22 protein-coding genes and 3 pseudogenes are annotated in these 26,498 nt (G+C 68.1%); 12 read left to right on the forward strand and 13 right to left on the reverse strand.

From position 1 onward, the window contains the following. From UK12_RS40995 to UK12_RS41000, 4 genes and pseudogenes are all read left to right on the forward strand, one after another. Positions 1-302: pseudogene (locus UK12_RS40995) on the forward strand (mycothiol conjugate amidase Mca); the annotation flags it as partial. Between the two features lie 78 nt (positions 303-380). After that, complete coding sequence (locus tag UK12_RS07615; RefSeq protein ID WP_045301019.1) at positions 381-572, forward strand: hypothetical protein; 192 nt, start codon at positions 381-383, stop codon at positions 570-572. A 116-nt stretch (positions 573-688) separates the two neighbouring features. Continuing rightward, positions 689-847, forward strand: a pseudogene (locus UK12_RS37640) (DUF255 domain-containing protein); the annotation flags it as partial. A gap of 57 nt (positions 848-904) precedes the next feature. Continuing rightward, positions 905-1,054 (forward strand): hypothetical protein, encoded by a 150-nt coding sequence (locus UK12_RS41000; RefSeq protein WP_197084641.1) that lies wholly within the window; start codon positions 905-907, stop codon positions 1,052-1,054. A 170-nt stretch (positions 1,055-1,224) separates the two neighbouring features. On the opposite strand, the gene UK12_RS07620 is transcribed toward UK12_RS41000, so the two are convergent. Further along, on the reverse strand, positions 1,225-2,598 hold the full coding sequence (locus UK12_RS07620; RefSeq protein ID WP_082119407.1) for a helix-turn-helix domain-containing protein: 1,374 nt from the start codon (positions 2,596-2,598) through the stop codon (positions 1,225-1,227). A gap of 424 nt (positions 2,599-3,022) precedes the next feature. Between UK12_RS07620 and UK12_RS07625 the strand changes: the two genes are divergently transcribed. Further along, entirely contained in the window at positions 3,023-4,984 is a 1,962-nt protein-coding gene (locus tag UK12_RS07625) for a JmjC domain-containing protein (RefSeq protein WP_045301024.1), read from the forward strand. Between the two features lie 113 nt (positions 4,985-5,097). Here UK12_RS07625 and UK12_RS37645 read toward each other — a convergent pair whose 3' ends face one another. The 8 genes from UK12_RS37645 to argS (UK12_RS36395) form a co-directional block, all read right to left on the reverse strand. Continuing rightward, positions 5,098-6,357 (reverse strand): arginase family protein, encoded by a 1,260-nt coding sequence (locus UK12_RS37645; RefSeq protein ID WP_082119409.1) that lies wholly within the window; start codon positions 6,355-6,357, stop codon positions 5,098-5,100. Further along, positions 6,354-7,688 (reverse strand): MFS transporter, encoded by a 1,335-nt coding sequence (locus UK12_RS07635; RefSeq protein ID WP_045301026.1) that lies wholly within the window; start codon positions 7,686-7,688, stop codon positions 6,354-6,356. Before UK12_RS07635 ends, UK12_RS37645 begins: the two co-directional genes overlap by 4 nt. Beyond that, positions 7,685-8,404 carry a GAF domain-containing protein gene (locus tag UK12_RS07640; protein WP_052681698.1) on the reverse strand — a complete coding sequence of 240 codons (720 nt, stop codon included), beginning with the start codon at positions 8,402-8,404 and terminating at the stop codon, positions 7,685-7,687. The genes UK12_RS07635 and UK12_RS07640 overlap by 4 nt, the downstream gene beginning before the upstream one ends. Beyond that, positions 8,379-9,305 carry a S8 family serine peptidase gene (locus UK12_RS07645; protein ID WP_082119410.1) on the reverse strand — a complete coding sequence of 309 codons (927 nt, stop codon included), beginning with the start codon at positions 9,303-9,305 and terminating at the stop codon, positions 8,379-8,381. Before UK12_RS07645 ends, UK12_RS07640 begins: the two co-directional genes overlap by 26 nt. Beyond that, complete coding sequence (locus UK12_RS07650) at positions 9,306-12,416, reverse strand: adenylate/guanylate cyclase domain-containing protein (RefSeq protein WP_045301028.1); 3,111 nt, start codon at positions 12,414-12,416, stop codon at positions 9,306-9,308. Between the two features lie 103 nt (positions 12,417-12,519). Further along, on the reverse strand, positions 12,520-14,682 hold the full coding sequence (locus UK12_RS07655; protein ID WP_052681699.1) for a B12-binding domain-containing radical SAM protein: 2,163 nt from the start codon (positions 14,680-14,682) through the stop codon (positions 12,520-12,522). Positions 14,683-14,868: 186 nt separating this feature from the next. Further along, on the reverse strand, positions 14,869-15,060 hold the full coding sequence (locus UK12_RS07660; RefSeq protein ID WP_052681700.1) for an aroma-sacti cluster domain-containing protein: 192 nt from the start codon (positions 15,058-15,060) through the stop codon (positions 14,869-14,871). A 128-nt stretch (positions 15,061-15,188) separates the two neighbouring features. Continuing rightward, positions 15,189-15,566 (reverse strand): arginine--tRNA ligase domain-containing protein, encoded by a 378-nt coding sequence (gene argS / locus UK12_RS36395; protein ID WP_052681701.1) that lies wholly within the window; start codon positions 15,564-15,566, stop codon positions 15,189-15,191. 125 nt (positions 15,567-15,691) lie between these two features. On the opposite strand from argS (UK12_RS36395), the gene UK12_RS43055 reads away from it, so the two are divergent. Beyond that, positions 15,692-16,120, forward strand: coding sequence for a YunG family protein (locus UK12_RS43055; RefSeq protein ID WP_052681702.1), 429 nt, complete (start codon positions 15,692-15,694; stop codon positions 16,118-16,120). Between the two features lie 166 nt (positions 16,121-16,286). Here the strand turns inward: UK12_RS43055 and argS (UK12_RS44980) are convergent. Both argS (UK12_RS44980) and UK12_RS07675 read right to left on the reverse strand, forming a co-directional pair. Then, positions 16,287-16,646 (reverse strand): annotated as a pseudogene (gene argS, locus UK12_RS44980) (arginine--tRNA ligase domain-containing protein); the annotation flags it as partial. Next, entirely contained in the window at positions 16,565-16,777 is a 213-nt protein-coding gene (locus UK12_RS07675; protein ID WP_156178595.1) for a hypothetical protein, read from the reverse strand. The pseudogene argS (UK12_RS44980) and the gene UK12_RS07675, both read right to left, overlap by 82 nt. Before the next feature lie 503 nt (positions 16,778-17,280). On the opposite strand from UK12_RS07675, the gene UK12_RS07680 reads away from it, so the two are divergent. Then, complete coding sequence (locus UK12_RS07680) at positions 17,281-19,320, forward strand: thioredoxin domain-containing protein (RefSeq protein WP_045301033.1); 2,040 nt, start codon at positions 17,281-17,283, stop codon at positions 19,318-19,320. 90 nt (positions 19,321-19,410) lie between these two features. Beyond that, positions 19,411-20,262: a GNAT family N-acetyltransferase gene (locus tag UK12_RS07685; protein ID WP_045301034.1), complete on the forward strand. Its 852-nt coding sequence runs from the start codon at positions 19,411-19,413 to the stop codon at positions 20,260-20,262. Between the two features lie 28 nt (positions 20,263-20,290). Here UK12_RS07685 and UK12_RS07690 read toward each other — a convergent pair whose 3' ends face one another. Beyond that, positions 20,291-21,223, reverse strand: coding sequence for a hypothetical protein (locus UK12_RS07690; protein ID WP_045301035.1), 933 nt, complete (start codon positions 21,221-21,223; stop codon positions 20,291-20,293). Between the two features lie 264 nt (positions 21,224-21,487). Here UK12_RS07690 and UK12_RS07695 point away from each other — a divergent pair, with 264 nt between their 5' ends. The 3 genes from UK12_RS07695 to UK12_RS07705 all read left to right on the forward strand — a co-directional run bounded on the left by UK12_RS07695 (position 21,488) and on the right by UK12_RS07705 (position 23,517). Beyond that, positions 21,488-22,144, forward strand: coding sequence for a papain-like cysteine protease family protein (locus tag UK12_RS07695; RefSeq protein ID WP_045301036.1), 657 nt, complete (start codon positions 21,488-21,490; stop codon positions 22,142-22,144). Between the two features lie 10 nt (positions 22,145-22,154). Next, positions 22,155-23,006 carry a hypothetical protein gene (locus UK12_RS07700; protein ID WP_045301038.1) on the forward strand — a complete coding sequence of 284 codons (852 nt, stop codon included), beginning with the start codon at positions 22,155-22,157 and terminating at the stop codon, positions 23,004-23,006. Positions 23,007-23,265: 259 nt separating this feature from the next. Next, entirely contained in the window at positions 23,266-23,517 is a 252-nt protein-coding gene (locus UK12_RS07705; RefSeq protein ID WP_156178596.1) for a hypothetical protein, read from the forward strand. 17 nt (positions 23,518-23,534) lie between these two features. On the opposite strand, the gene trhA is transcribed toward UK12_RS07705, so the two are convergent. After that, complete coding sequence (trhA, locus tag UK12_RS07710; protein WP_045301130.1) at positions 23,535-24,215, reverse strand: PAQR family membrane homeostasis protein TrhA; 681 nt, start codon at positions 24,213-24,215, stop codon at positions 23,535-23,537. Between the two features lie 274 nt (positions 24,216-24,489). On the opposite strand from trhA, the gene UK12_RS07715 reads away from it, so the two are divergent. Beyond that, the gene (locus UK12_RS07715) at positions 24,490-26,334 is read left to right on the forward strand and encodes a phosphoenolpyruvate carboxykinase (GTP) (RefSeq protein WP_197084648.1); all 1,845 of its coding nucleotides are present in this window, start codon (positions 24,490-24,492) and stop codon (positions 26,332-26,334) included. The last annotated feature ends 164 nt before the right edge of the window (positions 26,335-26,498 follow it).

The following is a 26,498-nucleotide window of genomic DNA, read 5'->3' on the forward strand; positions in this document are numbered from 1 at the left end:
CCGAGCACGGCCACGACTCCCCGTACGGCGAGTGGATCGCGGGCTGGGAGAAGAGCGGCCGCAAGGAGCGCGAGATCACCTCCCGGGTCCGCTGTGAGGACTGGTTCGAGACCAGGGACAAGGCGCTGATCGCGCACGCCACCCAGATCGACCCGGACGGTCCCTGGTTCCGCGTCCCCCTGGACATCCAGCGCGACATCTGGCCCACCGAGGACTACGAGCTGGCCCGCTCCCTGATCGACACCGACCTGCCCGAGGACGACCTCTTCGCCGGTCTGCGCACCCCCAGCCGCGTGGCCTGACCTGCCGGTCGGCAGTCCGCGCGCGACACGTACCACCCCGGTGACCCGGCCGATGTCAGGCCGGGTCACCATGGAGAGATGAGCACCCCGATGAGCTTCACCGACCTCGCCACCGGCCTCGCCCTGGACGACAACAAGGTGACCCCCGGCCTTCTCGGTTTCGTCGTCTTCGCCGCCCTGGGTGTCGCCACCTGGTTCCTGGTGAAGTCGATGAACAAGCAGTTCAAGCGCGTCGACTTCGTCGAGGAGCCCGAGCCCGTCAAGGAGTGACCTCCCGCGCTCCCGGTCGCCTCCCCGGCCCGGCGGTCCGTCGCTTGTGCCGAGGACGCCGGTCCGACGGTTGAGCCTGCCGCCCCGAGGGGCCCGGGATGCGCGAGGATGGGCGCATGCCGAACCGACTGGCGGGCGCCACCTCGCCGTACCTGCTGCAGCATGCCGACAACCCGGTGGACTGGTGGCCCTGGGGGCCGGAGGCGTTCGAGGAGGCGCGGCGGCGGGGCGTGCCCGTCCTGCTGTCGGTCGGGTACGCCGCCTGCCACTGGTGCCAGTAGATGAACACAACCAGGTAGTTCTGACCTGGGATGTTTCCAAGGAGTACCAGAGTGAACGCGTACGATGAGCGGCTGGGCAGGGATATAGACGCCTGGGTCGAAGACCAGCTGGCCACCTCGCCCGAGTGGGCGCCCGAGCAGTACGTCAGCATTCGCCAGCAGCTGGAGGGCAGCACCCCTGCTGCTGGTGCCGACGACTAAGGGCACGAGACCGCGGATCGCAGCCCACGGGGTGGTGCCGTGCGCGTGGGTCGACCGGCTCCCGCGCACGGCACCCGGCTGACAAGAAGATCGGCAGGGCCGGGCTCAGTCAGTCCGAAGGGCGTCTGCTCGTCAGGATCGACACGAGCAGGCCGTCGATCACGAGGCCCTTATGGCACTGTCGTGACCGTCCTCGAAGCAGACGCTGGTCTCGATAGCGGAATACGGAGCCGAGGCTGGCCGGGAAGGGAAACGTTGGCGGGCGCTCCCGCCCACTCCCCCTGCATCATCGCGCGCACGAGTCCGAGCACCCGGAAACGCGGCGTGCCGGGAGTCACGTATGGGTGGATCAGCCCCGCGTCGAGCAGGCCTCGGACGCGGCGACCGACTCGAAGAGGAGGCTCGCCCAGGAGTTCCGCGATGTCACCGACCGACCAGTCGGATGCCAGCCCGGAGATTTGGAGCAGCAACTCCCTGGTGTCGGTCTCCAGGGTGGCGACCATCTCCCAGGCGCCAGCGAGAACGGCCGGTGCAGCCTCGGCCACCGCCGAGGCGATGTCGGTGGTGACATACCTGACGATGCTCTCCGGCTCGAACATGCTGAAGGCATCCGCGATGCCAAGCAGGAGCGCTGGGTTTCCATCCAGACTCCGGCACAGCTCAGCGATGGCGGCGCTGTCCAACTCAGTAGCCCTGAAGCTGGGTTGGAACCGGCGGATGTACTGCGTGAGTAACTGCACCGCTGGGTAGGCGCCAGCGTCCTCGTCCATCCATGCCGGGGCGGCGAGCGGCAAGACCGAGTGGGTTATCTCTCCGGGGAGCCGGAGTGGGCGCCTGGAAGTGGTGAGCACCTGGAACGAAGGGTGAGAAGGCCGAGGCACCCCGGCCGGCCAGCTTTCCCAGTGCGCACCGTCGACTACGAGCAGTGCAGTCCCGTTGCCGGAGAGTGCTTTCAGCACCGCATTTCGGTGGCCATACGGGGCGGACCTCCCTGAAGCGCCCACGTCGGTGGTACCGTCCGGGCCTTGGCCGCCTCCGACCCAAACCACGCGGGTGCCGGCCGCTGCCTGCACTGCGCGGGCGACCTCGATAGCCAACCGGGTCTTCCCGCTCCCAGGAAAGCCGGTGATGGTGATGAGCCGCTGGCCGCTGAGCAGCACGTTGCTCAGAAGATCGACATCGTCTTCACGACCGATGATGTCGCCGCAGGTGACGGGAAGTGTGGACTGTGCGTCCACGTCGTCGTCAGCAAGTTCAGAGTCAGCCCGGCTCTCCAGCGAATGGGCCGTGACGGCGTAATCATCATCGGAGATCCCAAGTGCACTGGTCAGCAGGCGCACGGTCACCGGATGAGGGCGAACAGTTCGGCCTGCTTCCAGTTCACGGAGGGTACGAACCCCGACCGTCGACAGATCGGCAAGTTGCAGCTGGGTCAGGCCCCGACGTATGCGCTGGGCTCTGATTCTTCCACCTATTCCTCCCTCTGCATAAGACTGCACTTGATCTACTCCTTCCCCCCACGCATTCCAGCCGATCCGCATCATGGTGCCGCTTGTGGCGGACTTGCCATACGCCCTGCTTGCAGGACGTCACGCGCTGATTCGGCTTGCGATCGTTGCACGGGCTTGGGACCTCGCACAAGCATCGAAGGAACCGTGCCCGATGAGATGTCCCCCTCAAATCCAAGTGTATCGATATGAAGCGGACGTATACACATTCGACATCGCTCGCCACCTGGAGGCGAGGACGGCCGGATCTCGGCAGGAACCGCCCTGGAGTCGCGAAGCTGCCGCTGCAACTGCCTCCATCCGCCGCAGGGTCTGCCTAGGGTCGCCGGGTCCCTGCGATATCACTGCCCGTACTCAGTCACGGAGAGTGACGCCAGGGTCAGAAGCTGATCCAGCGCATTTGAAATGAGGGTGCTCCATGTCTGTGAGACACGAGCGAAGCCAGGAAGAGTTCGCAGCCATGCCGTTCGCTCTGCCTGCCGATTTCATGGCGCGCCATTGGCGGAAACAACCGGTGCATCTGCCCGGTGCCGCCGCTGCCTTCCTGGCGAATAGCCCGACGCGAGCCGAGATCACTGCGATGCTCCGCGATGGGGCGCCGCATCAGACCGACGGTGCTACTGTCTGGTTCCTGGAAGGACTGACCTCAGGGCTGCCCGGTATCGAGGACCTGGTGGCAAATGCGCGGAGCTGGTTCGAGTGGCATGACGTGTGGTGCGATGTCTTCGCCACAACGGGTCCGTCGTCAATCGGTAGTCATTACGATGGAAGTGACAACTTCACCATCCAGTTGACCGGCAATAAGACGTGGTTTCTCAGCAGCCCGGAAGGAATTCACGCGGATGACCGCCGCAGGCGGATTATGTGTGAACCCGGGCTCGGCGCAGCCTCGATGCCGTCTACGCCCCGGGCTTTCGAGGTTCGTGCTGGCGATGTGCTTTACATCCCCAGCACCTGGATTCACTGGGGTTTCTCCGACGGGGACAGCACAAGCGTGAGCCTTGTGATCAATGTTGCCACCGCCTTCCATGCTCTGCAGGAACAGATCCTGGATGGACTACGCCGCGACCCGAGGTGGTCGCTCCCGCTCGCGGTCGGTCCGGGTAGCTCAGACGAGCGCCATCGGGCGCTGCAGAACCTCATCGCGACGGATCTGCCCAACAACCTGCACGCTGATGTGTTCGCTCGCCTGGGCGACCGCGAAGGGGCGGTCTACTCGCTCAAAGGACAGTTCATCACTCGTGAGGACACGTTGACGTGGGATCAATCGTGGATCCGTGGCTACGTCGACCAGATCGATCCGCGGCCGGAGGACGTCCGCCTGGACAGCCATCGGATCGCTGAACTGGTCCAGCTCAGAGCCCGCCGGAACTTGGAGAGGCTCCTGGTGCAGTGTCATGAGCGCTCGTCCCGGACAACGAACGAAGACGCCCGGCAGATATACCGGGCTGTCGTGACGAGGCTCCAAGGACTGTCCCACGGGACGCTCGACGCGGTCTTGATCGATCCCGATGTCTGTTCCTGGCTCGCGGTGTCCGAGCGTGACACCGCGATGGCTGCCGAACGGATGCGGGCGGAGGACCCCTTGGCACATGCTTTGGGGCTGGCACTGCTGCCCGAGCTGCTGGCGGCCCAGTCGCAGCGAACCCCCTTGATCATAACTGTCGGAGCGGACGAGGATGGTGCCCTCGCATTGCGTAGGGTCGGGCTGCAGTTGCTGCTTCCGGACCACCCGGACCGAGTGACACTGAGTGTGCGCGACGGCGATCTGTACCGTCTCGGCCCCGGTGACCGACGCCAGCTGATCCCGCTGGCGCAGCCAGCGACGGGGCCGGACGGGCTGGCGACGGTGGCGCTACCGCGGTCCTCCGCTGGGATTGTCATCACGACCGCGCGGTCGGACTGGCTTGCCAGACTGGCTCCCTGGAGTGCCATCGGTTCCGCGGTCACGTCGACGCCCGAGTGGCGCCGACGAGTTGATGCTGCTCTCGATGTCCTCGCCAGGGACACGGCTCACACCAAGGACCAGGTATCTCTGGTCTCCTGGGCACTGCTTCGTGAGGGGGCCGCAGCCGGCTGCCCTGACGAGCACCCGATCCCCGAGATGCCAGGACTCGTACTGGCGAACGCCAATGCCCCGGAGCGACTGGCGATGGCCGTGGCCTGCGCCCAGGCACGCGCGGAGATCGATGCCGTCGCAGAGTCGTTTTCCCTCGTGGCGGAAGGGACTGTCGCGCCGGCGGAGCGCAAGGCATGGGTACTCAAGATACGTAGGGAGTACCTCCGCGCGCGCATTGGACAGATGGCGGTGGAGGCCCAGGTCTCCCTAGGCGAACCGACGGACCGCAGCTGGGACGCTTCGACGCTTCGGAGCGCCCCGCTGACCCCATGGGGGCGTGTGATTCTGGAGCGATGCGACTGATCCGGCTGCACCTGGGCCTGCAGTAGTTGGCACATGACGCTGTGACGGCGCCGACGTGAAAGGGGTCGGCGCCGCCACAGCGGTACGGTTTCCTGGTCTTCGAGCTGATGCGGTCACTGACCTCTATCGCCCAAGGCACTGTCCAACACTCTGAGCAGCACGTCGGCGGCTACATGCCCCGCGTAGTGATTGCCATCAGGCATGTATTCGACGATGTCGACCCCGACGATCTCGCGAGCTCCGCACAGCCCGTCGAGCAGCTCCACCAACTGAAGGTGGGTAAATCCACCCGGTAGTGGGGTTCCGGTGCTCGGCATGACCAGTGGATCAAGGCAGTCCACGTCGATCGTCACGTAGTACGGCAGATCCGACGGAAGGTCCTCCAGGACCGACTCCGGGGTCGCAGTTGCTGCCGACACACCGGGCCAGCGGGAGACCTTGTCGTTCGGCGCGATCTCGTCCGCGATCAGTTGGCGCACTCCGAACTGGACCAACCGCTCGACCCGGGGGTCACCGAGCAGCCATCCCATGAAGTTTCCGTGATGGCACGAGGCGCGCCAGTCGTCATCGCGAGCCCGACGGTAGTCCGGGTGAGCATCGAAGTGGATGATCCCCAGCCTCGGGTGGGCCCCCAGTACACCGCGGATTGCGGGCAGGCTGATGGAGTGGTCCCCGCCCAGCACAACGGGGAACTTCCCCGCGGAAGCTGTCGCGCCGACGATCTGTTCAAGGACTTCCATGGTCTCGCCATTGCGGTCGTGCACGTCGGCAGCACTGACGTCGCCAATGTCGGCCAGCCCGACACCGCGAAGCACCCTACGTCCTCGTACCGGGTCGTACATGCCGCTCGTATCGCCCGGGACACGCTGCCGAAAGACCGTGCGACTTGCTCCTCGCAGTGTTTGTGGTCCGAATCGAGCGCCCGGGCGACCCGTCACCCCGATGTCGTACGGCATACCTACGACGACCGCCTGGACGGCGCCGTCAGCCAGAGCCGGGACCAGGCTCATGCCTTGACAGCCGAACAAGCCGACTGCCGGTGGAGCAGGGCAGAGGTCTCCTGCCTCGACCCGAACCGGTTCCTCGGTATCGACGATCAGCTGCAGATCGTGCAGTTGATCGACGAGCGGTGAGGCCCAGGACACTGCCGCTGGCTCCGCCTCGGGAGAGGCTCCGAGGCCGACGAGCGCCGCATAGGTCATCGGAGTGCGTAGCTGTTCAAGAAGAAGCTCGGCGGATCGCCCCACTCCAAAGCGCTTGCCGCTGGAGGTGTTCCAGTACGTCGCCCCATCTTCCCGCGTAGCTGTACGGATCAAGTGTGGATCTGTCACCAAGAGCCGCTCATGACCCATACCGGCGTCAACCGAGGTCATGCACTCACCTCCAACGGCGTTGGCTCGATGGTCCGCTCACGTGGCAGGGCGATTGCGGCGTAGCAGCCAGCGAGGATGATCACGATCCCGGAGGCCGCAAAGATGGTGTCGATGGGCCCGAAGGTCATCCCCGCGAAGTGTCCTCCGAAGCCTGCGAGTCCGGTACTTGCCAGCCAGCCGGCCACTGCCGCCGAGAGCATGGCGGCGAGTTCGTTGACCGGGTTGAAGACGGCAACCACTCGGCCCAGGTACTCAGAGGGCGTGGATTCGAGCAGTAGCGGAGTCATCGCGGTGTTCAGGGTTGCCACCGGTATGGCCACCAGCATCAGCAAAACGATGGCGACGACGAACTCGCTCTGTCGGGAGTAGGCGCAGACGAGGACACCGGCGATGATCAGCCCGAGCCAGGTCGCTGTCCGCGCACCGACCAGGCCCACCGCGCGCCCAGCCACCAACGCCCCCACGATCGCTCCCACTCCGAACGCCATGGAGACGAACCCGAACTGCCGAGCCGAGGCGTGGAGATTTCCCGTAGCGAAGAACACATTGAGCGTGTTGAGAGCCCCCGTCCCGATCTGTGTGATCACGGCACTCGCCAACAGGGCCACCAGCAGGCGGTTCCCGGCGAAGTACCGCAGACCGGAGGCGAAGTCCTGACGCCACCGACGAGCCGCAGAGCCAGTGCCCGGCACCGCCACAGTTGAGTCCTCGGACTGCGGAAAGCGCACCGAGCGGATCATGGCGTACGAGCACAGGTAGGAGAGCAGGTTGACAGCCATCGCCCACTGCACGCCGACACTGAACAGCAGCGGGGCCGCCAGCGGCGGCCCGAGAATCGACGCCGCTCCGGTCGTCGCCTGCCCGATTCCGGCCGCCCGGGCGCGGTCCGCCTCGCCCGGCACGATGGCTCCGACCGCGGCGAAGCGAGCCGGTGAGAAGAACTGGCCGGCCGCGTTGAGGGCGAACACCGTCAGGTAGATGCACGCCAGCCACAAGCCGACCGGCAGGGTATGCACAGGGGCCAGCGAGAGCAGCATGAGCACCGTGACGAGCGCAGCTCGGACCAGCTCGGAGTTCAGCATGATCTTCTTGTGGCTCCACCTGTCCACGAAGACCCCTGCCAGCGGGCCGACCACGAGTACGGCCGCGCCGACAGCCAGCAGCACACCACTCACCGCGACCGGCGCCCAGGATCTGCCCTTGACCACTTCGGTCGCCACCCACAGGGTCAGCGTGGTGTCGAAGACGTAGTCACCGACCGTCGAGACAGCGTGACCGCCCCACAGACGGGTGTAGTCGCGGTTGATCAGAAATCCACGCGGCGAGCTCACTGGTCCCGCCCCTCCGTTGACGAGCTCCGATCACCTTCAGCCGACGCAGGAGGTGTCGGATTCGAGCCCGGGACCGGGCGGCGAAAGGCCGCCCTCCGGGTTATCTCCCCTGCAACAGCGAGCACTTGAGCAACCAGACGCTCGTCGTCCGCGTCGAGACGGGGCAGGTCGGTGGCAATGCTCCGGAGGACATCTGTGTTGTCGGCGGCGGCGCCAGTGTTACCGGCGGCATGATGGGTGCCCTGGCGGATTTGCCGCAGCAGAGCGATCCCTGCCGCTGCCTGAGTGGACAGCAGCCCGACCAGCTCCAGAGTCTCCAACTCGTCACGCGCAGCGTCGCGGTCGAGCACCTCCAGGACCCCGATGCACAGACCCTCGTGCAGGATGGGAGCAGCAGCGATGGTGCGAGGCACATAGCCCGTCTCCTGCGCGGCCTCCTGGTCGAACCGGCTCTCCTCCAGGTCGTCGGCGATGAACGGTTGACCGCTGGCCACCACCCAACCTGCGATCCCGGTACCGGCACTGAATCTCGTGCCGACCAGGTGGCTCTCGCCTTCGCCCGCCACCGCCTCGAAGACCAGCTCATCCGTCTCGTCGTCCACCACGAAGACCGAGCATGCCTTGGCACGGAACGCGGCCTTGGCCACCTCCACGACACACTGCAGCAGGTACCGCTCACTGATCTGCGAATCAGCGTTCCATAGCGTGCTGTTCATGCTCTCCAGCTCCTTCCTCGGCGAGTGCTGCGATCCCCGTGTCGACGGGGTCGGCTGCGGCGACATTGTCGGCGGTCATGAACAGCACCGACTTCAACTGAAACGGCGTCAACCATCTGTGCTTACTGAGAATCAGAGCGGCGATCCCGGCGAGGTGCGGAGCAGCGAAACTGTTGCCGGTGTTGACGCGCTCGGTCCGGCCGGTCCAAGGCACCCTCACCCGGATTCCTCGTGCGAAGAAGTCGACTGGGGGCCCGGCGTTGTAGTAGTACCTCATCGGGTCCTCCTCGTTGTGGCAGGCGACGGAAATCACCGACGAGAAGGTCCAGGGGTAGCTGAGAACGGGCATGTTATGGGCTGAGACCACCAGGACGGTTCGCCTGAAGTAGGCGCGGTCGGCCAGCTCCCGTAGCTCGGCCGCGATTGCGGGCAGCGTGGTCGACAGGCTGAGGTTCACGATGTCGAAGTTCTGGTCGATCGCCCATGACAGGCCTTCCAGCAAGGCCTGGCCACTGCCGTTCTTACCGTGCGTGAGAACCCGCACCGATGAGAGGGAAGCTCCGGGGGCCACCGAGCGGATGACGCCGGCACACGCAGTACCGTGCCCGGCGAGGTCCTCGTGTACGCCTTCCTGGACGCTCAGTTGCCCTTGCTCGTCCATGACGACCGCAGCTGAGGTCTCGAGTCGCCCGATCTGAGGGTGAGAGTCGTCGACGCCCGAATCCACCACACAGACCCGTACGCCGGTGCCGTCCGCGCCGCCGAGAGCCCACTCGCGTGTGATGTTGGGGAACTGGCTGATGGCGAACGGCTCCAGCGGAGCCGAAGACGTGGCAGCTCCCCAAGCCGGAACCCCAGGGAAGCGGCTCGGTCGAGCCCTCAGCCAAGGTGGCACGTCCACTCAGAGGTCCTTTTCCGCTAGTTGCTGGTCGGATATCAGTGCGAGAAGTCTGTCGACGCTCGGCATCGCGGCCCGCGCGCCCTTGGCCAGGAAGCACTCCCGAGCAGTCGCGGCCGCGGTGCTGGCTCCGGCTGCATCTCCTGCGCTGTACCGCAGCATCGCGACATCGCGGTTGATGGTGCCCCGGAAGTACAGGTCATCCATGCGGGAGGCGAAGCCAACCGCATTGTCGGTCAGGCCGGTTAGCCGGTTCAGGTCATTGGTGTTTGCCGCCGCGTGAGCGGCCAGCACGCTCGACAGTGCGCCGAGGCGGGGGTCGGCAATGTCAGCCAAGGCCCGATCGTCAAGCCCCGAGTAGCGTTCGGGTACCGGGGCCCCTGCGGACACGATTTCACGCGCCGCATAGGCGTCCATGAGAGCTTCGCCGTCTGGCTGTCCGGCCGCCGCGAGGATGTCCCGGGCCTGGTAGAAGCCTTCAGCGGCGCTCGCATGAGCGTTGGCCAGCGAGTCGATCACTCCGCGAAGATAGGTCAGGGCAGCGTCGGCGCTGCGCATGCGGAGGTCGGAGGCATACCTGGCGGCGGTCTGGACGGCATCCGCCGCCTCGTCGAAGCGGCCATCGAGTCCGAGTAGCCCCGCCATTGCCCCCAGAATGGGTACCAGGTTGACGCGGCTGCCTTCGAACGTGACGACAAGCTCGCGGCAGCGAGTAAGACCGTCACTGACCGGGGCCGGCCCCCATAATGCGAGCTCGACGGCTGTCCGGTCGATACGGTCGATTTCGCGCGCGTCATCGAGGAACTGCGCGTGCCTACGGGCAGCTGTCAGACTCTCCTCAGCGGCGCCGACCTGCTCGCTCATGAGGTGGCGATGCGAGCGCAGCTGATGGAACCGGCACCAGGCAAGGTGGTCATCAGGTTGCAGGTGCGGCTCGAAACGCTGCTCGGCGGCCAGTACCGCCTCAAGCGTCATGTTCCCCCCACGCAAGCTGATGATCTCCCTCTGGATTGGCACGACCCAAGAGGAGAGCTCTGAGGACGCGGGAGCTTGGTCCTGTGACCAAGAGCGCAAGACGGCGTCCGCAACATCCAGCTCCCCAAGTTCGAGCCGTGTGTCGGACAGCCACAGCGTCAATTTAAGACGCCCGAGGTCGTCGCTGGCAAGGACACCGAGCGCGCGCTCCAGCAGACCAGCGGCCGAGCGGAGGTCTTTGCGGTTCGTTGCATCCGCTGCCTGCCAGGCGAGCTGCTCTGATGCCCGTCGACTGATGTCCTGGGTCGAGGCGCTGGCGGGGTGAAGCTGGCGGCTCAGGAGAGCGGCTGCCTCCAGGTGGTAGGTGAGCATGCTGTCGCTGTTCGCACCGTCGGGGACTGCGTAGCCGTCGGCCTCCGTAGCGCGGCTCACCAGAGCAAGGTGCCACCGCAGGCGGCTCCGCTTGCCCGACAGCTCGTAGGTGGTGTCGCGGCTGAATGCCTGCACAAAGCAGTGCCTGGCAGAGATCCGGTTCCCCGTGAGCAGCCGTGTGCGGCGCAAACGTTGCAGGCACGCGCTCAGGTCCAGTGGCTCCTGCCCGTCTTCGGCGAGGACGTATTCGATATCGGTGTCGGCGAAGTCCCGGCCGAGCACTGCGGCTATCTCCAAGACCCGCCGGTCATCCGGATGCAAGCGATCAAGCCTGGCCGCGAAGACTGCTGTGATCGTGTGCGGGAGTGGTTCGTTGGAGTTGTCCTCCATCGCCAGTAGTAGCTCGGCAAAGAGGGGGTTACCCTCGCTCGCCGACGCGACCTCCTCGCAGACCTCGTCAACGGTGTGTGCCACCACGTCACCGCTCGCAGCAAGTTGCGACACCAGGAGAAGGGTCTCGGCGTGGGTCAGCGGGACGAGGTCGAGGGTTAGCACGCTGGTCCCACCAGTCGGCCAGTCCGATCTGATGTCAGCCAGTTCGGGACGCGCTGTGCACACCTGGAGCACCGGAAGGGTCGAGAGTTCGTCAGCCAGGTACTCCAAGATGTCCAGCAAGGACGGCTCAGCCCAGTGCAGGTCTTCCCAGACCAGTACCAGAGAGCTGCGCGCGGCCAACGTCATAAGAAACGTACGCAGAGCCCACGCCAGCTCCTCCACTTCGGCGCCGTGCCGGGGTGAAGTCGATCGCTGTGCCAGGCCGCCCAGGCACGTCGCTGCGCGGGCGATGGCAGAGTCCGTCGCGGCGCCGTCGACAATGGCCGCCCACTCCAGGGGGGCTGACTGCAACAGCTCCACGATCGGGAGATAGCTGACACCACGGTTGAACGACTGCGCGCGACCGCGGAGTACGACCGGCTCTGGCGCTCCAAGGTCCGATAGGAACTCATCAAGTAGCCGGCTCTTCCCTATCCCGGGTGCTCCCAGCACAGTTACCAGCGCACCGCGACCGTTGCCTATGGAGCGCTCGTAAACCTGCCGGAGCTGTGCGAGTTCGGCCTCCCGGCCGATCAGCGGCGTCAGCCGCGTCGCCGACTCGATGGAGGAGGACAGCCCGTCGACGCACCAAGCTCGGACGAGGGCTTCCTTGCCCTTCAGAGTGAGCGCAGGCACCTCCCGCATGTGCGCCCTACCCCGTAGGGCTTGGGCGACTGCCTCACCAACCAGGACGCGATTGGGCGGAGCCGCCGACTGCAGCCGACTGGCCGTGTTCACAACGTCGCCGACGATCCGGAAGTCGCCGCTCCGGTCGTACGTTGCGGAGACCGGTCCCGAATGCACACCGATACGCACGGCGACGTCCAGGCCGAAGTCACGCTGCAGCTCGACGTTGAGCATCTCCAAAGCCGAAATGATCTCGACACCTGCTTGGACTGCCCGTATGGCGTCGTCCTCGGCGACTTGCGGCATGCCGAAGACTGCCATCACCGCATCGCCGATGAACTTCTCCGTCGCTCCTCCGTTGTCCCAGATGATCCGGGACACCAGCCCGAAGTACCGGTCCATCACGGCGCGGAGCGCCTCAGGATCGAGGCCCTCGCTCATGGAGGTGAACCCGACGAGATCAGCGAAGAGAATGACGACGTGGCGGCGGGTGGCCTCCTGCCTGTCGGCCTTCGTCAGCGTTGCTCCGCATCTGGCACAGAACATGGCTTCCGGGGCTGCCAGCGCCGCACAGGTCCCGCAGGTAGAACTGCTTGGCCGGGAATTCATACGTCCAACCTCAGGTTCAGCCTTCGACGTGCCGCGGCCGTCATCGGGCGGCCTGCGCCGTGGGGGCCAGCAGGACGCGCAGCGCGTTCATGACTCTGTCGGTGTCGACATCGGCTGTCGGCTGCTGGAAGTCGACAGCCGCCCCACCTGGCATGACCAACGCCATCGTTGTGCCTGGCTGACCAGAGCCCTCCTGGGCGAGCCAGGCGGACATCTCCGCATAGCCGGCTCGATTCTGCTTGTTCAGGGTCTCGGCGTGCGCCGCCACGAGGTCGGCAACCGAGCAGAGCTCACCCAGGCTCGCGAATGGGACGGGGGCCAGTTGTTCCGGAGCGATCCGTCGACGGCCGTCGTCCCATCGTCCCGGTTCCTCTGGCAGGAGGGACCGGCCGTAGCGGCTGAAGTAGAGCAGCGAATGGCTGGAGTCGACTCCGCCGACGAAGGGACGGCCGACCACATCGCGCTTGATCTGAGCCTTCAGGCTGGACGGCACGCTGTCGGTCTCCGCTCCAGGCACATGCTCGATTCCGGTGGCCAGGTCGCGCCAGCTCAGTGCTCGAGCGATGGAATGAGACTCGGGCAGCGGTAGGACCTCCACGCCGAAGCGTGCCGGCTGCTTGGCGACGATCGACCCTGGTGTCAGGCCGAACTCACCGACGCCGGCGAGTGACCAGAGATTCCGATGCCGAACCAGGAACTCGTACGTCTCCCTGGCCTCTTCGGGAGTCTCGGAAGGGAATCCCGTGAAGCCCATCATCTGCACGCCGATACCGGCCTCGGTCAGCTGCTCCAGGATCACAGGCACCTGGGAGATGTTCACTCCCTTGTCGATGAGGTCGAGTATTCGCTGAGTCGCCGACTCGTACCCGAAGGCGATCGCCACGCAGCCGGCCCGCTTCAGTAGCGCTGCGGTGCCACGCTTGGGGAAGGTTCGCTCCAATCGCAGCTCAGCGCTCCACTGCAGGCCGAGGTCAGCCTCAGCCATCGCCTCGGACAGGGTGCGTAGGTAGCGCGGGGACATCGCGTCTACCGAGAAGTACAACGTCTTTGCGAAGGAGGCGATTTGGGCGAGATCCTGCATCACCACCTCAACTGGTCGCTCGCGTGACGGTGAGGTGGGCCGGTCATCGTTCAGCCCGTAGTCACAGAAGGTGCACTTGTTCCAGTAGCAGCCGCGGGTCGGGCTGTACAGGACGACTGGCTCGGGTGACCAGTAGGAGGACCAGTCCCAGATGTCGTACCTGGGAGCCGGAAGGCGTCCGACGTGCTCGTAGTTCAGGCGGATCGCCTTGGTGTCAGAGCCCGGAAGGAGAACCCCGGGTATCCCCTGGAAGGCGGTCTTGTCCCTGACTGCGCACAGGATGTCGACCAACGGCGTCTCACCCTCGCCGGGTACCAGCAGATCTGCGTCGGCGAAGATCTTCCAGACATCAGCCGGATCACGTGCGTACTTGACGTCGTCGCAGACCTCTGTGCCGCCAAAGACGATAACCGCGTTCGGACACTGCTGTCGTATCTGCCTTGCCATACGCAACGCGAACGGAAGTTGGCTGCTGTAGCTGACCGAGAGGCCGATCAGCTGCCACTCCCGCTCAGCGAGCAGCTCGGCAAATGGTCCGTCGAAGTAGTCGGAGAAGCCGCCGGTCACCTTGTCGAGCACAGCGGGATCTGCGAGATCGGCACGGCTGAGAAAGTTCACGGGCCCGCTCATACGGAGTGAGTAGCCGCTGAAGATCCCGGGAAGTGACCGCAGCGACAGCAGGTTGACGAATCGGCGGGCCGCCATCGCCGCGTCCTGGTACACCGGATAGTCGTAGAAGTCCTCCGGCGCGCGCAGCACACCTATCGCACGCTGCATGAAGTCGTCAGTGAGACCGAGTGCTGTGAGCGCTGCCTGATACCGCAGCTCATCGGCTCTGCTGGGCGACTCCATCGTCCCCACGCCCTCACGGACGGACGCCGCTTCGGCCAGGAGTCCGGATACGTAGTCGGGGCGCGCCAGGTAGTTCAGCGAGTTGATGTTCGCATCCTCGCAACGGAAGGCGGTGAAGCCGTATTCCGCGCAGTTGGCGACCAAGTAGGAGATCGAGTGGTACGGGTATGTGGGGTCGGTGAGTGGCGGATTGATCAGCAGGTAGGGCAGGTCCGAGTTCTCCGGACGTACCCGGTCGGCAAGTTGAGATATTGGGAGTGTCACCGTCATGCTTCACCTCTCACTGCCTCTGAGCCGACCACCACCGACGAGGTCTTCTCTCTGGTTACTTGCTGCTTTCGACCCGCGTGGTCCCCACAGCGGTATGGCCGAACCGCCGAGGGGCGGAAGCTCGCTCGTGCGAGCATCCGCCCCTCAGAACCCTTACGCCGGGCTGCTGTGCAGCCCCGGGCATGACTAGCCGATGCGGACGAGGTTGATGTCTTGGCCCTCGACCTCAGCGCTCACGACGGCGAGCTTGGCCTGCACCGAGGTGAGAACCTCGACCTCGTGCTCCGTCAGCTTGGAGAAGGCAGCCTTCTGCTCCTCGGTCAGCATGTCCACCGCGTTGCCAGCTTCCGCGAGCTTCCGAATGGGGTCGAACGCCATGATGCAACTCCTCACAGGGATGATTCGATTCGCTTGCCCGTTGAGCGTATGAGTGCTGCGAGGCAGTCTGCGGCAGGAAAAGCTGCGGCCTGTACCGGCCAGAGCCAGACCTGCAAGTCGGCCCGCCCCTACTGCCGGTCTCTGCCGGTTCTGGCTGCTTCTGCCCCTCGGGGCTCGCGACTGCTGTGACGGTCCACCAGCTCGCCAAGCCCTACTGGTCCGTGCGAGAGCAGCCAGCCGGCGCTCCGGGCGGTCTCGGAGGCCATCTGGAAGTGGAGGGCCTGGTGGCTGTCGACGACGTAGAGGAGCTGGTTGGCGCCGAGCATGCCGACGCGGTCGCGGATGGCGGCGAGGTCGGTGGTGGCACAGCCGTAGCCGCCGTCGCTCTTCTGGAGGATCAGCGGAGTCGGTTCGCCGTTGGGGCTTTTGATGTCGTCGAAGAAGACACACAGGGCTCCGTCGGAGCGGACGGCGACACCGGCGTGGACGGTAACGTTGTTCCCCACGGTTGTGGTCACCTAATTCCCCAGGTGCTCGCCGTGGATGGTGTGGCGAACGGGCCCCTGGAGTGGACCAGGCGGTCGCCTGCTGACGGCCGCTGTTGTCAGTGGCCGTTGCGAGGATCATTGCCGTGATCCCGTTGCTTCTTACTGACATCGAGCGTGCCGTTCGCAGTAGTTGGGGCGCTGACACAGCCCCGCCGGAAGTCCGGTCGCGGTGGGGCTTGGACAACCCGGCCCGGGGCCAGTGCGGAGTGACCGCCATGGTCCTCAACGACCTGCTCGGCGGCGAGCTGATTCGCGGCGAGGTCCGGGTCAACGACGAGTTCAGGGACTACCACTGGTGGAACCGCCTGGGGCTGGGAGTAGAGATCGACCTCACCCGAGAACAGTTCAGGCCGGAGGAGATCGTCATCGGCGGCACCGTCGTCCCTCGGCGGCCAGTGACGGAGTGGCGTCGGCTTCGTGAGGAGTATGAACTCCTTCGCGGCCGCGTGATGGAGGAACTCGGTCTGCATCGGCAGCAAGCCGAAGCGGGTGAGCCTTCCCAGGTCCACTAGCCTGCCGCAGCGTGGGCACCTTTGGAGAGCGCCCACGCTCGCCAGCCATGCGTGGGCCTTCGCGGCAGCTACTGCTTGATTGGCGGGTTGTCGCTGGTGTTCTTGGGCCGGAGGCTTCGAGGTCGGCACACACGTCGGCGAGCATGTGGTTGTAGTAGCTCTCGCCGATGGCGTCTGCCTCTTCGAGGAGGACGCCGAGGCGGGCGTAGACAGTTTCGAAGTAGACCTTCGACTCGTCGACCATGTCCTGCCACGAGGCCACGGTGTCGGGATTGCTGCCCTGGAGGTCGACGACGCGCCGGCGGGAGCGGTCGGCGAAGGCGGCGTCACTGTCGAACTTGGCGCGTGATGCCTTGTAGAGGGGCGGTTGAAGCGGGGCATCGACGGGCCGGAGTCGGTGGTCTCGGTGTCGTCGCCGAGCTCGTCGGGGTGCTCGATGAGGTACTAGATGAACATGCCGAACTGGGTGCCCGAGTCGCCGAGGTGGTTGCGGCGGATGACCTTCTCGCCGGTGACGGGGCCGCAGGGGATGTCATCCGCGGTGACCCGGAAGTAGTCCGCCGAGGACGTCAGACAGAGCCTGATGGCGTCGATCACTGCGGATTTCTCGCTGTCGTTCTCCCCGACCAGGACGCTCAGCCCAGGCCCGAAGACCACGTGAACAGAGGTGTCGACCCCTTCACCCAGTCCCTGCGGTGCCGGGCCGTAGATCCGGAAATTCCCTGCCCTGACCTCAGCGAGATACACGTACCCTCCGCCCCCAACTGCACTGACCGCACCATATGCCGCGCGACGGACCGGGACCGTCGTGCAGACGCACCCGCCCCGGTGACGTGGCTGTACCCGGGTATCGGGACGGGGCTGGCCGCCGCACATCGGCGCGCGCCGAAACCTGAGCTCCGAACCCGGCATGGTCCTGCCTGAACCTGGCCGGCACTGTGGAGCGGACCCGTATGGGGGAGTGCATGGGGGATGGCTACGTTCCCGGCGTGGTGTAGCCGGCCGATCAACGACACGGATGCCATCTGCAGTAGCGGCCTCGACGCAGATGGGATGATCCTCGCTCACCACGTGATGGCGCATGAGTGTAAATCGGCCAAGCGGACGGAGGTGCGCGGGTCCCACGGTCGGGGCCGGAACGCTGTGAGAGGCTGGGGCGTATGAACCGGTTGGCTGGTGTGACCTCGCCTTATCTGCTTCAGCACGCTGACAATCCGGTCGACTGGTGGCCCTGGGGACCGGAGGCTTTCGAGGAAGCGCGACGGCGAAATGTACCCGTTCTGCTATCAGTTGGCTACGCAGCGTGCCACTGGTGCCACGTCATGGCCCACGAGAGCTTCGAGGACGAGGCCCTGGCGGCGTACGCCAACGAGCACTTCGTCGCGGTGAAGGTGGACCGCGAGGAGCGGCCGGACGTGGACGCCGTCTACATGGAGGCGGTGCAGGCGGCCACCGGGCAGGGCGGGTGGCCGATGACGGTCTTCCTGACCCCCGAGAAGGACCCGTTCTACTTCGGCACGTACTTCCCGCCCGAGCCCCGGCACGGGATGCCCGCGTTCCGGCAGGTGCTGGAGGGGGTCACCGCGGCGTGGCAGGAACGGCGGGACGAGGTCGGCGAGGTGGCCGCCCGGATCAGGGACGAACTGGCCGAGCGGGCGTCGGTCTACGGTGCGGGGGCCGAGGCCCTGAACCCGCCGGGGGAGGCGGACCTGCACCAGGCGCTGGTCGCACTCAGCCGCGGCTTCGACCAGAAGCGCGGCGGCTTCGGCGGAGCGCCCAAGTTCCCGCCGTCGATGGTGATCGAGTTCCTGCTGCGGCACCACGCCCGTACCGGCTCCGAGGCGGCGCTGCAGATGGCCGAGCGGACCTGCGAGGCGATGGCCAGGGGCGGCATCTACGACCAGCTCGGCGGCGGCTTCGCCCGCTACTCGGTGGACGCGGAGTGGGTGGTGCCGCACTTCGAGAAGATGCTCTACGACAACGCCCTGCTGCTGCGGGTCTTCGCGCACCTGTGGCGGTCCACCGGCAGTGCACTGGCCGGCCGGATCGCCCGGGAGACCGCCGACTTCCTGCTGCGTGAACTCCGCACGGCGGAAGGCGGTTTCGCCTCCGCCCTGGACGCCGACAGCATCGACCCCGGCACCGGGAAGTCCGCCGAGGGCGCCTACTACGCCTGGACGCCGGAGCAGCTGACCGAGGTGCTGGGCGAGCGGGACGGCGCACTGGCGGTCGAGCTCTTCGAGGTCACCGGCACCTTCGAGCACGGCAGCTCGGTGCTCCAACTGCTCGGTGAGCCGGACGACCCGGCCGCCTACGAGCGGATCCGCGCCCGGCTGTTCGAGGCCCGTGCGCAGCGACCCGCGCCCGCCCGCGACGACAAGGTGGTGGCCGCCTGGAACGGGCTCGCCATCGCCGCCCTCGCCGAGACCGGCGCGCTGCTGGAGCGCCCCGACCTCGTCGAGGCGGCCGAACGTGCGGCCGACCTGCTGCTCGCCGTCCACCTGACGGCCGACGGCCGCCTGCTGCGCACCTCCCGGGACGGCAAGGCGGGGGAGAACGCCGGAGTCCTGGAGGACTACGCCGACACCGCCGAGGGCTTCCTCGCCCTCTACGCCGTCACCGGCGAGGCCGAATGGCTGGACCTGGCGGGCGGGTTGCTCGACACCGTGCTGGCGCACTTCACCGACCCGGCGTCCGGGGCCCTGTACGACACGGCGGACGACGCGGAGGAGCTGATCCGCCGCCCGCAGGACCCGACCGACAACGCCACCCCCTCCGGCTGGACCGCTGCGGCCAACGCCCTGCTCACGTACGCCGCCTACACCGGGTCCGACCGCCACCGCAGTGCCGCCGAGCGGGCCCTGGGCATCGTCGGCGCGCTCGGCGGCCGGGCGCCGCGCTTCATCGGCTGGGGGCTGGCCGCCGCCGAGGCGCTCGCCGACGGCCCGCGCGAGGTCGCCGTGGTCGGCCCGGCCGCGGACCCGGCCACCGCCGTACTGCACCGCACCGCGCTGCTCGGCACCGCCCCCGGCGCCGTGGTCGCAGTCGGGGAGCCCGGAGCGGCGGACGTCCCGCTGCTCGCGGACCGTCCGCTGCTGGCCGGGAGGCCCGCCGCGTACGTCTGCCGGCACTTCACCTGCGACGCCCCGACGGCGGACCCGGCGGTGCTGGCGGCGAGCCTGGGAGCACGGGCGGAGTAGCCCGGCACTGTGGCGCACCGCTCGGCGACCGTCCGGGCCGGGGCCGGTATATCGGCTGCGTGCGGCGGCGGGTGCCGGGCACAATGGGCCATGACCTGGACTCTCAGCTCGTCGCCGGCCGAATTCCGCGCCGAGGCCGGTGACTTCCTCGCCGCGCACCCCGCCGAGAACACCGTGCTGCTCACGCTGCTGGACCGGCTCGTTGCGGCGGCCCCGGAGCTCCTGGCGGAGCGGCCGCCCGGCTTCGGCTGGTGGCGGGCCGAGCCGGGAGCTCCGGTCGGCGGGGTCTTCGTGCAGACACCACCGTCTCCGCCCCGGTTCGGGCTGACACCGCCGGCGGCAGCGGCGGAGCTGGCCGCACTGCTGCGAGCGCGGGGCGCCGAGCTGTGCGGAGTCGGCGGGGGCAAGGCAGCGGCGGAGGCGTTCGCGGCGGCCTGGGGCCGGGAGGCCGGTGTGCGGGTGCGGGTCAGGGTCAACGAACGGCTCTACCGGCTGGGCGAGTTGGTCGAGCCGTCGCCCGCTCCGAGCGGCCGGGTCCGGCGGGCGGGTGCGGGCGACCGGGAGCTGCTGGTCCGGTGGCTCGGGGCGTTCGCGGCCGAGATCGGCGGGCCGGCCAGGACCGACCACGCGATGGCGGTCGACCGGCGGACCGCCGAGGGCGGTCTGCACATCTGGGAGGACGAGGGACGCCCGGTCTCGTTCGCCGGGGTCAGTCCGGTGGTCGCGGGCATGTCCCGGATCGGACCGGTCTTCACCCCGCCCGAGCTGCGCGGCCGCGGCTATGCCAGTGCCGTGGTCGCGGCCGGTTCCGTCCATGCCCGGACGGCGGGCGCGAGCGAGGTCCTGCTCTACACCGACCTGGCCAACCCGGTCAGCAACTCGATCTACCGGAAGCTGGGATACCGCCCGGTCGAGGACTGCGTGGTGTTCGACTTCGGCTGATCCGGCCGCCTGACCCGCAGCGAGGCGGTCACTCCCAGTCCCAGCGGACCCCGAGCAGGCACGGCCGCAGGCCGCTCGCCACCAGGTGGACGCGGTGCTGCCCGTCCAGGGTCAACTCCTCGGTCTCGCAGGGCTTCTCGCCGGGAGCGTGGCTGAGGAAGCGGTGGCAGCGGACGGGCAGGGCGTCCCGGTCGAAGCTGATCTGCAGGACGTACTGGCCGGCGCCCGAGTTGAAGCCCCGGATGTACTCGCAGCTGGGCTCGTGCCCGGGGGTGTCGTCGAAGCCGTACCCGAGCAGGTGGGTCTCGCCGGCGCGCAGCCGGCGGTCCAACAGCAGCTCGACGAGCAGGAGTTGGGCGTCCTGGTCGCGGCGGATGCGGCCGGGGCGGCAGTTCTCCTCGGCCCGCACGGTGACCCGGTCGATGTCGCAGCCGGGGTCGCCCTGGTAGAGGGCGAGGTAGCGGTCGGTGCCGTCGCGGTGGGCCCGCAGGGCGTGCTGGGAGTCGCGGCCGAGGATCCGGCGGTCGGCGCCGACCCGGATCCGCTCGATGTGGGTGATGGTGTGCAGACCGCTGTCGCGGGGGCTGGCGATGGTGGCGAGCAGGCGGTCCACGGCGGCCGCGGGGGTGATCAGGTCGCGGTAGGGCCGCACGGCGGGGGAGGCCGATGCGGCGGGGACGCTCTGCCGGGGGCCGAGCAGCCGGGTGAGCGAGTGCTCGGGGACGTCCAGGACGTCCTCCAACACCCGGACCGCGCGCAGGGATTCGGCTCGTTCCGGTCTACGGCGACCCTGCTGCCAGTAGCTCAGACTGGTGACGCCGACGTGGACGCCGCGCTGGGCGAGGTGCTGCTGGACCCGGTGCAGGGCGAGTCCCCGGGTCGCGATGGCCGTCCGCAGGGCGAGGTGGAAGGGGCCGGTTCTGAGTACGGCCGAGAGCTCGGCCTGAACGATGGGCTGCATCTCCTGCTCCCCGTCTGGTTTCCTGCGGTCTGTCCGGTTGACCGTGAATATTCACACGGGTGTGGTGGATTGTCATCTGGTCTGGACAACTGACGGGCAGTCGGGTAGTGCCGCGTTCACACCTGGATGTGCCCGTTCACACCGGCGCCGACCCCTGCCCGACGTCCGTTGACCACCCCTGCCGAGTGGGTCGATGCTCGCTCTCAACGCGTCCGGACGCGGTCCCCCAGCGCACTACCTGTGCACTCCGCAGGAGGAACCCACATGTCACAACCTCGGATACGCCTGCGCCGCGCGCTCGCCGCGCTCGCGCTCGGCGTCCTGGCGCCGGTCCTCAACTCCGCCGCCACCGCTCCGGCGCAGGCCGCCGAGCAGCAGGGCGGCCACCCGGCGGCGCAGACCCGACTCGCCGCCCGGCAGCGCCCGGTGCTCGCCGCCGACACCTGGCGCAAGCTCGACATCAGCATGGAGCAACAGCAGCAGAACAACTGGTGCTGGGCGGCGAGCGGCAACACCATCGCCAGCTACTTCGGCTACGGCTACAGCCAGAACCAGTTCTGCAACGCCGCCTTCGGCCGGGCCACCGACTCCAGCTGCCCCAACAGCCAGGCGGCCCTGGACGATGTGCAGACCGCCCTGAGCTGGGCGGGCATCAACCCGGGCAGGTACGTCAACGGCTACCTGCGCTACTCCACCGTGCAGAGCGAGATCGACGCCAACCGGCCGATCGAGACCCGGATCCAGTGGAGCTCGGGCGGCGGCCACATGCACGTGCTGTACGGCTACGACACCAGCAACAACTGGGTGTACTGGGGAGACCCGTGGCCGTCCAACTACCGCTACAACTGGGCGGACTACACCTACTACATCGACAACGGCTCGTTCTCCTGGACCCACTCCCTCTACCGGATCGGCGCGTGAGGAGACGACCATGACCGAGATCCGCAGGAACCTCCGCCGCGTCGCCGCCACCACCGTCCTCGCCGCCGCCCTCGGCCTGGCCGCCGCACCGCTCGCCTCGGCGGCGGACAGCGCCGGCGCCCCGCAGCCGGTGGCCCAGTCCGACCTGGCGGCCGCCCGCAGCGCGGTCCAAGCCCCGGCCGTACAGGACCAGTTGAGCCACTTCTTCGCCCGCAAGGGCGTCCCGCCGAACCAGCCGCTCGGCATCACCGCGGCCGACGAGGCGCAGGCAGCCGCCCAGGCGGCCCCGCGGCTGAGCGGCGCGACCGTCCCCGTCTACACCCTGGACGCGGCCTTCGTGCAGGGGACGGCCGGCGCGCCGGCCGCCAGGCCGGACTTCGTGGCCAGCAAGGTGGTCGCCAGGGACGGCCAGTCCGCCTCCGTCTGGACGGTGCGGCAGGGCTCCGGCTGGCGGGTGGTGAACATCGCCTCCGGCGGTGACGAGACCGACTACCCGGCCAAGGCGGCGGCGGACGGCGGCGGCACCGCCTTCCGCGAGCCGCAGGTGAACGCCTGGTACGTGCTGCGCGGCGGCCGGGTGCTGCCGCTGGACGACGAGGCGCGCCGCTCGGTCGGCGCGGCCGGGGTCAGCCTGGCCGAGTACCGCACGCTGGTGCACCGGCGCTACGCCGACAAGCTGCCGGGCTCCGCGTACGACCGGGCGGGCGAAGGCGGCGGCTACCGGCTCGGCGCCGAACCCGAGGGGAACACCGGACCGGCGGGGCAGGGGGCGGGCGTGCCGCTGCTGGTGGCGGGCTCCGCGCTCGGGGTCACCGCACTGGCGGGGGCGGGCCTGGCGGCCCGCCGCCGGTTCCGGGGCTGAATTCGGCGGACGGCGGAGCGGCCCGGAGGTCTCGGACCTCCGGGCCGCTCCTGTTCGGCGGGGGCGCGGCTGCCCGCTCCTCCGAGCGCCCGCACGCCCCCGACGGCGGGCCTCGCGCCCCGGAGGGCGTGCGCGCCCCGGGAAGTCTGCACGCGGAATTGATGCAACGTTGATCCCCCGTTCGCCCCGGCGGGCAGGAGCGCATGTCACCGTGGGTGGAGACGTTGTGTCATGCGGTCATGCGGCTGAAGGGGCGCCGATGGCGATCAGGTATGGACAGCTCTGGGGGGCTGTGGCGGGGGTGTCGGCAGCGCTGGCGGTGGTCGCCGGCTATCTGCTCGGCGGGGAGCGGATGGTCTGGGCGGTCGCCGCCGCCGAGACGCTGGTGTTCATGGGATGGGTGGGGCGCCGGTTCCGCAGCCGGGCGCTGACCGGGCCGGCCGTCCACGGCGCGAACGCGGCCCACTGCGAGCGCTGCCGCCGGGCCCGCGCCCGGCTCGACCACCGCTGAGCTCGGGTGTGCGGGTGTCAGCCGGCCGCGCTGTAGGCGACCAGCGAGACGCCGACGTACTGCACGATGAACGCGCCCAGCGTGAAGGCGTGGAACACCTCGTGGAACCCGAACCAGCGGGGTGAGGGGTCGGGCCGCTTGAGCCCGTAGACCACGCCGCCCAGGGTGTAGAGGACGCCGCCGACGATGAGCAGGGTGAGGACGGCGGCGCCGCCGGTCCGCAGGAAGTCCGGCAGGAAGAAGACCGCCGCCCACCCGAGCGCGAGGTAGCACGGGGTGTAGAGCCAGCGCGGGGCGCCGACCCAGAACACCCGGAAGGCGATCCCGGCGAGCGCGCCGCCCCAGACCAGCCAGAGCAGGACCTGCCGTCGCCCGCCGTGCAGCAGCAGGATCGTGAACGGCGTGTAGCTGCCCGCGATGATCAGGAAGATGTTGGCGTGGTCGAGCCTGCGCAGCACGGCCTCGCCGCGCGGGCCCCAGCTGAAGCGGTGGTAGACGGCGCTGACGCCGAAGAGCAGCCAGGCACTCACCGAGTAGACCGCGCAGGCGACCTTCGCCGCCGTCGACCCGGCGAGGCAGATGAGCACGATCCCGGCGGCGAGCGAGGCCGGGAACATCCCGGCGTGCAACCAGCCCCGCCACTTCGGCTTGACCGGGTCAAGGAGGGCTGCGGAGGCCGTGCTCTGGTCGGCAGTCATGGCCAACATGCTACTTACGGAACCGTAGGTTACCAATAAGTAGGAAGTGGCCCTACTCACTTTTGGACGTTCTGGAGTGTTCGGGCCCGGTATCGAAGGGTCGCGATCGGGCCGCAGGAGCCCTGGGGGCGGCCTCCAGTTCGACACAATGGCGCAAAACTTCCGTCAAAAGCGCCAAGGTGCCGTGTTCGGGGTGGTGCGTCGGGGCTACGGTGTAACCACCCTCAAACCCCCGCAACGCCATCTCCTGTCCGAGTTGGCGTGAAACGGAGCGATCGTGTCGTACGAGAACTCTGCTCTCGCAACCGCGCCCACCCGCCACAAGCGCCTGCTCGCCTGGGTGAGCGAGATCGCGGAGCTGACCCAGCCGGACCGCATCGAGTGGTGTGACGGCTCGGACGAGGAGTACCAGCGCCTCGCCGACCTGCTCGTCGCCCAGGGCACCTTCAAGAAGCTCGACGCCGAGAAGCGCCCCAACTCCTACTACGCTGCCTCCGACCCCTCGGACGTCGCCCGGGTCGAGGACCGGACGTACATCTGCTCCGAGGAGGAGAAGGACGCCGGCCCGACCAACAACTGGAAGGCCCCCGCCGAGATGCGGGAGATCTTCGCCGGTGAGACGGGTCTGTTCCGCGGTGCGATGAAGGGCCGCACGATGTACGTCGTGCCGTTCTCGATGGGCCCGGTCGGCTCGCCGCTGGCCGCGTACGGCGTCGAGATCACCGACTCCGCCTACGTCGCCGTGTCGATGCGCGTGATGACCCGCATGGGCCAGGCCGTGATCGACCAGCTCGGCGAGGACGGCGACTTCGTCAAGGCCGTCCACACCGTCGGTGCCCCGCTGGCCGAGGGCCAGGCGGACGTGCCGTGGCCGTGCAACACCACCAAGTACATCTCGCACTTCCCGGAGACCCGCGAGATCTGGTCCTTCGGCTCCGGCTACGGCGGCAACGCCCTGCTCGGCAAGAAGTGCTACGCGCTGCGGATCGCCTCCACCATGGCCCGCGACGAGGGCTGGCTGGCCGAGCACATGCTCATCCTCAAGCTCACCCCGCCGGTCGGCGCGGACGGCACCGGCGGCGAGGCCAAGTACGTCGCCGCCGCCTTCCCGAGCGCCTGCGGCAAGACCAACCTCGCCATGCTCCAGCCCACCATCCCGGGCTGGAAGGTCGAGACCATCGGCGACGACATCGCCTGGATGCGCTTCGGCGCCGACGGCCGCCTCTACGCGATCAACCCGGAGGCCGGCTTCTTCGGCGTCGCCCCCGGCACCGGCCTGGACACCAACGCCAACGCGATCGAGACCCTCTGGGGCAACACCGTCTTCACCAACGTCGCGCTGACCGACGACGGTGACGTCTGGTGGGAGGGCCTCACCGACGAGCCGCCGGCCCACCTCACGGACTGGCGCGGCAACGACTGGACCCCCGGGTCCGGCACCCCGGCCGCCCACCCGAACGCCCGGTTCGCCGTCCCGGCCGCGCAGTGCCCGACCATCGCCCCCGAGTGGGAGGACCCGGCGGGTGTGCCGATCTCGGCCATCCTGTTCGGCGGCCGCCGCGCCACCGCGGTCCCGCTGGTGACCGAGTCCTTCGACTGGCAGCACGGCGTCTTCCTGGGCGCGAACATCGCCTCCGAGAAGACCGCCGCCGCCGAGGGCACCGTCGGCGAGCTGCGCCGCGACCCCTTCGCGATGCTGCCGTTCTGCGGCTACAACATGGGCGACTACTTCGCCCACTGGCTGAAGATCGGCCGGCAGGCCGACGCCGCCAAGCTGCCGAAGATCTACTACGTGAACTGGTTCCGCAAGAACAGCGCGGGCAAGTTCGTCTGGCCCGGCTACGGCGAGAACAGCCGCGTGCTCAAGTGGATCGTCGAGCGCCTGGAGGGCACCGGCGAGGGCGTCGAGACCCCGATCGGCGTGCTGCCCACCGTCGAGGGCTTCGACCTCGACGGCGTGGAGATCCCGAAGGACGACCTCGACCTGCTGTTCTCGGTCGACGCGGAGATCTGGCGGCAGGAGGCGGCGCTGGTCCCGGCCCACCTGGAGCTCTTCGGCGACCACACGCCGACCGAGCTGTGGGACGAGTACCGCGCGCTGGTGAAGCGCCTGGGCTGACGGGCCCGGGATCCGAGACGCCGCCGCTCCTACCCTCACCAGGGGCGGCGGTACTCGACGACAGAACCGACGGCCGGAGCCCCGGCCGGGCGGCCTCCCCGGTCAGGCGGAGACCGTCCGGGCCGCGGGCTCCGGCCGTCGGTCGTTCGCAGCCCTCTCGGGCA

The sequence above is a fragment of the Saccharothrix sp. ST-888 genome, from assembly GCF_000955975.1.
Taxonomy (GTDB): domain Bacteria; phylum Actinomycetota; class Actinomycetes; order Streptomycetales; family Streptomycetaceae; genus Kitasatospora.